This is a genomic window from Nonomuraea sp. NPDC004186, assembly GCF_053603495.1.
In genome coordinates this window covers 1-4,462 of sequence record NZ_JBSGFQ010000255.1, presented here as the reverse complement: position 1 = coordinate 4,462, position 4,462 = coordinate 1, and the positions used below count along the sequence as shown (strand labels likewise).

Annotated in this window: 4 protein-coding genes; 1 reads left to right on the top strand and 3 read right to left on the bottom strand. The window is 70.0% G+C overall.

The features are described from left to right. Nucleotides 1–277: 277 nt before the first annotated feature. The 3 genes from ACWEPL_RS65015 to ACWEPL_RS65005 all read right to left on the bottom strand — a co-directional run bounded on the left by ACWEPL_RS65015 (nt 278) and on the right by ACWEPL_RS65005 (nt 2,841). A complete protein-coding gene (locus ACWEPL_RS65015) occupies nt 278–997 on the bottom strand; it encodes a GNAT family N-acetyltransferase (RefSeq protein WP_452443023.1) in 720 nt (239 codons plus the stop codon). Further along, on the bottom strand, nt 994–2,106 hold the full coding sequence (locus ACWEPL_RS65010; RefSeq protein ID WP_452443021.1) for an LLM class flavin-dependent oxidoreductase: 1,113 nt from the start codon (nt 2,104–2,106) through the stop codon (nt 994–996). Before ACWEPL_RS65010 ends, ACWEPL_RS65015 begins: the two co-directional genes overlap by 4 nt. Before the next feature lie 234 nt (nt 2,107–2,340). Next, entirely contained in the window at nt 2,341–2,841 is a 501-nt protein-coding gene (locus ACWEPL_RS65005) for a flavin reductase family protein (RefSeq protein ID WP_452443019.1), read from the bottom strand. A gap of 306 nt (nt 2,842–3,147) precedes the next feature. Between ACWEPL_RS65005 and ACWEPL_RS65000 the strand changes: the two genes are divergently transcribed. Continuing rightward, complete coding sequence (locus tag ACWEPL_RS65000) at nt 3,148–3,660, top strand: hypothetical protein (RefSeq protein ID WP_452443018.1); 513 nt, start codon at nt 3,148–3,150, stop codon at nt 3,658–3,660. Nucleotides 3,661–4,462: the final 802 nt, after the last annotated feature.

Below are 4,462 nucleotides of genomic sequence, written 5' to 3'. Positions count from 1 at the left end.
CTCGGCCGAGGACGTGGCGAAATCCTTGCGCGACTACCAGGCCCTCGGCATCACCCACTTCGTCCTCTCCGACACCCCCTACCTGCCGGAGATCAGACGCCAGGGCGACCAGCTTCTCCCCTTGCTGCGCGGATGAGCGCGACGTTCTCGCCCGCGCATGGCTTTATCGCGCCATGCGCGACGTTTTCGCCCGCGCATGCCGCGATAAGCCGACCGATGCCGCGTCTCAGGCCAGACCGCGCCAACCCCTCCGGCTCAACCGCGCCACGCGGCTCCACTAAGGGCCACCGGTGTACTCCAGGACGGGGTCCCGCGCCGGAACCCGTACGGTGCGGAAGTCCGTGGTGCGGCGCAGACGGAAGCCGAGCCGCTCGTACAGGCGGATCGCCCCGACGTTGGCGGCCGCCGCGTGCAGGAACGGTGTCTCGCCCCGCCTCCGGATGCCGGCGGCGACGGCGAGCACCAGCCGGGTCGCCAGGCCGCGGCCTCGATGGGCGGGGTCGGTGCAGACGGCGCTGATCTCGGTCCAACCCGGCGGGTGCAGGCGTTCGCCGGCCATCGCCACCAGCACGCCTCCGGACCGTATCCCGAGGTAGACGCCGAGCTCGACGGTACGCGGCAGGAACGGGCCCGGCTTCGTCCGCCCGGCGAGATCCAGCATCTCCGGCGCGTCCCGTGGCCCCAGCCGGACCACGGCGGCGTCGTCCGCACCGGCGACGCGCTCGCCGGTGAGCTGGACTCCCGGCACGTTCGCCACCTCCTCCCAGCCGGCCGGAAGCGTCGATACCGTGCCGGGCAGGGACACCTGCCCGGCGGGTCCCACCAGGGCGGCGACATCGTCCCAGTCGGCCGGGCCGGGTTCGGGCGGCATCGACAGGAACGGCGAGACGTCGAGGGGATAGCGCAACACGCGGCCGCGCCGTTCGGTCAGATGGGCGTGCGCTCCCAGGAGCGAGGCCCGTACCGGGTCGTCCAGGACGGCCGGGGAAGCGGTCATGGCGCGACCGGGCTCAGCCGCGCCCGGGCCGCCCGCTGCCGGTCCCGTTCGGCGACCCCCTCGCGGACCAGGGGGATCACATGCCGCCCGAAGTCGATGGCGTCGTCCAGGATGTCGTAGCCTCGGGCCGAGAGGATCTCGACGCCCAGATCGTAGTAGTCCAGCAGGGCCTCGGCGACGGTCTCGGGGGTGCCGACGAGCGCCGTCGAGTTGCCCGCGCCTCCCGTGGCCGCAGCGGTCGGCGTCCACAGCGCGCGGTCGTGGCGCTCCCCCTTGGCCGCGACGCCGAGCAGCCGCTGCGAGCCGGCGTTCTGCGGGGGGCCGGACAACCGGCGCCGGTTCGCCCCCACCCGGTGCAGATCGTCCAGGATGCGATGGGCCTTCTCCCATGCCAGTTCCTCGGTCGGCGCGATGATCGGCCGGAACGCCACCTGGAATTTGGGCACGTCACTCCGGCCCGCCCGCGACGCCGCCTGTTTCACCGAGGCGATCTGCTGTGCCGTCTCGGCCAGCGGCTCCCCCCACAGGCAGTAGATGTCGGCCTCCGCCCCGCCCGCCGCGTAGGCGGCCTCCGACGAGCCGCCGAAGGACACTCTGGGGCGCGGCTGCTGCACCGGGAACACGTCAGAGACGAAGTCCTTGAAGGAGTAGTGCTCGCCCTCATGGTCGAACGGCTCCCTCGACGTCCAGCCCTCCTTGACGATCTGGATGTACTCCCTGGTCCTGGAGTAGCGCTCGTCCTTGGTCAGGACGTCGCCCTCCCTGCCCTGCTCGCGGTCGTTGCCGCCCGTGATGAAGTGCACCGTCAGCCGCCCGTCGCTGATCTGGTCGAGGGTGGCGAAGGTTTTGAGCGCGTACGTCGGATAGGACACGTTCGGCCGGTGCGCCAGAAGGATCTGCAGGTCTTCGACCCTGGTCGCCACGTAGGCGGCCACCTGCGCCGGATCGGGCGAGCCCGAACCGTAGGCGAACAGCACCCGATCCCAGCCGTACTCCTGATGGGCGCGCGCGAGCCGCAGCGCGTACTGCTTGTCGAAAGAGGCACCGGAGCGCGGCGAGGTCTCCGAGCCGTCGTTGGTCCCGCCGATCCCGAGGAACTCCACAGGCATGAGCCAAGGCCTTTCTGATGTTCGTCAGCGAACATCAGCTCAACACAGCCATCCCTAAACCGTCAAGACCTACTTGTTTAGTGGGTTTTCTATCGGTAAGACATCCTGCGGACCCGGCCTACAGGCCGGACGCGGGCGCCTGCCGGGCGTCGCATCGTCCGCGGGCCTCATCGATGTCGTCTTGGTGCACCCGCACCCAGTCGAGCAAGCCTCACATCCGCTCCGCTCTGGGACTCAGGAGTCGGGGTGGGCCAGGAAGCGGCCGAAGCGGCCCTGGTGGTAGAGGAGCGGGCGGCCGGCGTGCCGTACGTCGACATGGGCGACCAGGCCGACCACAAGGAGGTGGTCGCCGACCTCGACTCTCTCGTTGGGCAGGCAGATCAGGTGCGCCGAGACATCCTGCAGCAGCGGGGCGCCCAGCGCTCCGGGCCGCCAGCGGGTGGGCGTGGCGAACCGGTCGATGTCCTTGCGGGCGAAGCGGGCCGCCAGCTCGGCCAGGATGTTGACCGCGAAATGGTCGGCGGCGCCCAGTTGCGGCCAGGTGGTCGAGGAACGGTCCACATAGAAGGAGACCAGGGGTGGTTCGAGGCTGACGGAGGAGAACGACGTGGCCGTGAGGCCGACAGGGATGCCGTCGTTCTGCGCGGTGATGACCACGACGCCGCTGGCGTGCACGGCGAGCGCCTTCCTGAACCGGTCGGCCGCGATGGCGCGGCCGGGCAGGGTGTCGGTCACGCGGGGATCCCCCTCCGGTGCGGGCGGTGGCCGGGGTGGCCGGATGTTACGGATGGCACGATCACGAGAGGGTTCCTCACGGGAGAAGGCATGATCACGCGGCCTCGGCGGCTGCCGGGGGCGCGAAGGCGTTCCGATCCCCGACGACTCTGATCCCCCGACAGCGGACCAGGACCGCCCGGAACGACCGCCCCCTTGTCCGGAAGCGCCGGTGGCCGATCACCATGCGATCGGCAGCCGCCTCTCGTCTCATCTCAAGCCCCGTGCTAGCTTTTCCATGTCTTTCAAGTAGAGAAAGCAGGAATAATGAGCGCCGATCTCGCCGGACTCGCCGCCACCCACCGGCCGCACAAGCCGGAGGAGTGCGCCGAGCTCGCCCGCCGGGCCGCGGAGTTCATCGACATCGGCGAACTGCCGCAGAGCGGGCCCGGAGGGTATGTGCTGCTGTGGTCGGACGAGCACTCCATCGCGTGGCTCAACACATGGTGGGAAGCTCGCGACACCGGCTTCCACGACCACGACGGATCGGCGGTCGGCGTACACGTCCTGGCGGGCAGGGTTTCCAACGAAGGGCTCCCGATCGCAGGCCCGCGGCGGGTCGGATTCTACGGAGCGGGCGAGTCGTTCTCCTTCCCCGGAACCGGCATTCACCGGATGGATCACGAGGCGGGCGCGATCACGATCCACGTCTACTCGCCGCCGTTGCGCGGCATCGGGCACTACGAGGTGGTGGACGGGTTCCTGCGACGCACGCCCGGCTCCCCCGACGAGGCCTCACCGCCGAGCCCGGGGCTACGCGAGGCGCTCGGCGTCCGCTGATCGAGATCACCAGCGGTCAAGTCGTGGCCGACCTTCAGCACCGATGTAGCGACACAGACGGACCCCCATGGGGCCAAGGCATTCGACACCATCGCCTTCTACCGCCTGCCACCTTCGCCAATCCTCCGACGCCGCCCATCGCGGCGCTCCGTCCACCGCGACCACCGACGCCACCCCAGCGCCCTCGTCTGCCTCGATCACCGCCAGGATGTACGGGCGCTGCCCAAGCGAGGGTGACGGTCTCGATGAAGTCGCAGGCCAGCAGCACCTCAGCTTGCGAGCGCAGGAAGTCAAGCCAGGTGCTGGACGCCCGCTCAGGTGCCGGATCAGTGCCTTCCTGCTTGAGGATCTCCCACACGGTGGAGGGCGCGACCGTGATGCCGAGCACGGTCAGCTCACCATGCACCCGCCGATATCTCCAAGACGGGTTCCCCGGACCAGGCGCAGGATGAGCGCACGGACAGAGCGGACCGTGGGCGGGCGCCCCGGCCGCTTCGGGCGGCAGGTACGGGCATGACGCCGTCTCCTCAGATCGCGGTGCCAGCGCAAAACGGTGTCCGGGCGAACGAGGAGCCGCAGCCGGCGCAGGACCTTGCGCGGCAGTGATGTCAGCAGGGCGGCGAGGAGGGCACGGTCCTCGGGGCCGAATCTCACCCTGGCGTCGGCGCCGAGCTGCCGTTCGAGAACGGTGATCCGGTGGCGAAGAGCGAGGTGAGTAGCCGGGGGGAGTTTCACCCCCCGGCTCTCTCAGAACCGGACGTGAACCTCGCAGCTCATCCGGCTCCCATTGCCCAGCCATCAG